Origin of the sequence: Halorhodospira sp. 9622 (assembly GCF_022228025.1) — a bacterium.
Classification (GTDB): Bacteria; Pseudomonadota; Gammaproteobacteria; order Nitrococcales; family Halorhodospiraceae; genus Halorhodospira; species Halorhodospira halophila_A.
On record NZ_JAJNRE010000067.1, the window covers coordinates 1 to 1672 of the forward strand.

General features: G+C 67.6%; 3 protein-coding genes. All 3 read left to right on the forward strand.

The window, feature by feature from the left end:
- Positions 1-587: sulfotransferase (locus LRG07_RS13560; RefSeq protein ID WP_238642719.1), on the forward strand; the 587-nt coding region annotated here is incomplete at its 5' end.
- A complete protein-coding gene (locus LRG07_RS13565) occupies positions 580-1431 on the forward strand; it encodes a SapC family protein (protein ID WP_238642720.1) in 852 nt (283 codons plus the stop codon). The genes LRG07_RS13560 and LRG07_RS13565, both read left to right, overlap by 8 nt.
- Positions 1424-1621, forward strand: coding sequence for a DUF6447 family protein (locus LRG07_RS13570; RefSeq protein WP_238642721.1), 198 nt, complete (start codon positions 1424-1426; stop codon positions 1619-1621). Before LRG07_RS13565 ends, LRG07_RS13570 begins: the two co-directional genes overlap by 8 nt.
- Positions 1622-1672: the final 51 nt, after the last annotated feature.

Sequence of the window (1672 nt, forward strand, 5' to 3'; positions counted from 1 at the left end):
TGATCGAGTTCTGGCGCCGCCGGCTGCCGAATCCGATCGAGGTGGTCCACTACGAGGAGACGGTCTCGGATCCGGAGAGTGTCGCCCGGCGGGTGTATGACCTGGTGGGCCTGGACTTCGATCCGGCGTATCTCAAGCGCCTGGAGGAGAACGCGGACTACGTCGAGCATCTCTCGCCGGGGCACTCGCTGGATTTCCCCACGCCGGTGCGGGAGGATTTTGTCGGCGTCGGCGAGCGGTTTCGGCATCATCTCGGCGAGCTGGTGGAGGCGTATCAGCGCCGGCGCGGTCGAAGTGCTGCGGCACAGGTGGTCAGCCCGGATCCGGACCCGCGGGCGGATCGGAGAATGGATGAGCAGCAGGAGGATGAGATGCAACCGACGTATGTGGAGAAGTTTGGCGCCGTGGCGCTTCGAAACGGCATGGTGCGGATTCAGTGCCTGGCTGTGGGCGCCGATGGCAAGGAGCGGGTGACCGGTGAGCTGATGCTGCCGGCGAATCAGTACGGGACGCTGGTCGGGGCGCTGCAGCGCGCCGGTGAGCAGCTTCAGGAGCGTCAGCGCAGCGCTGCGCCGAGCGATGGCTGAGGAGAAATCGCGGCGCTATGAACCCCTCTCGGCAAGCCGGCACGCGCACTGGCGCCTGATACCGGGCGGTGGTTATGGGTTTGCCGCCGAGCATGTGCTGGTGCCGATCGTACTCGCCGAACTCCCCTATGCGCTGCGCGCGATGCCCGTGGCCTTCACGCCGGCGGGCTCGGGCTATCAGCTCCAGGCGGTGCTTGGGCTGGAGCCGGGGCAGAATGTCTTTACCAACGCCCGCGGGCAGTGGCGCAGTGGGGCGTACATCCCGGCGCTTTTGCGCGCCCATCCCTTCCGGCTGCTCGCCTCCGGCGAGCGGCGGGAGGTGATCGGGGTGGATCCGAGCTCGGAGCAGCTGACGCGGGATCCCTACCTGGGCGAGCCGCTATTCGATGCCGAGGGCAGTCCGGCCCCGGTGCTGGAGCGGCGCATGGCGCTTCTTCGCCAAGTGGCCCGCTCGCAGGCTGGGACCGAGCGGGCGGTGCAGGCACTCGCCGGCGAGGGGGTGATCGAGCCCTGGCCGATCACCTACCCGGGCGAGGATGGGGGCAAGCGCCGGGTGCAGGGCCTTTATCAGGTGCGCGAGTCGACGATGCAGACGCTCGATGGAGCGGCGTTCGAGCGCCTTCGTGATGCCGGGGCGCTGAGCCTGGCCTATGGGCAGATGTTCTCGCGCTCGCATGCCCGACGGCTGGTGCGCTGGATGCGGGCCAAGCGTCGGGCCGAGGGGCTGCCGGCGGCGAACGAGGTCTTTGACCCGACCCCGCTGGAGGAGCAGGCCCTGGACTGGGATGCGCTGGATGAGACAAGCGACGATCGAAGCGATGAACGAGGAGATGAGCATGGCTGAAGAGCAGACGGTGACGATTGATGGCACGAGCTACAACCTGAGCGATCTGTCGGAGAACGCGCGGCAGCAGCTTTTGAACGTGCGTGCTGCCGATCAGGAGATCGAGCGGTTGAACCGGCAGCTGGCGATCACGCGCACGGCGCGGCAGGCTTATGCGCGGGCGCTTGAGCAGGAGCTGGCTGAGCAGTGAGGTTTTGAAGGGGCGCTTCCTCGAAGCGCCCCGGGAATCGTGGGCGATCGG

Bases quoted from the DNA above. Each gene is read 5' to 3' on its own strand.
- LRG07_RS13565 (WP_238642720.1), top strand. From the start codon at position 580: ATGGCTGAGGAGAAATCGCGGCGCTATGAACCCCTCTCGGCAAGCCGG.
- LRG07_RS13570 (WP_238642721.1), top strand. From the start codon at position 1,424: ATGGCTGAAGAGCAGACGGTGACGATTGATGGCACGAGCTACAACCTG.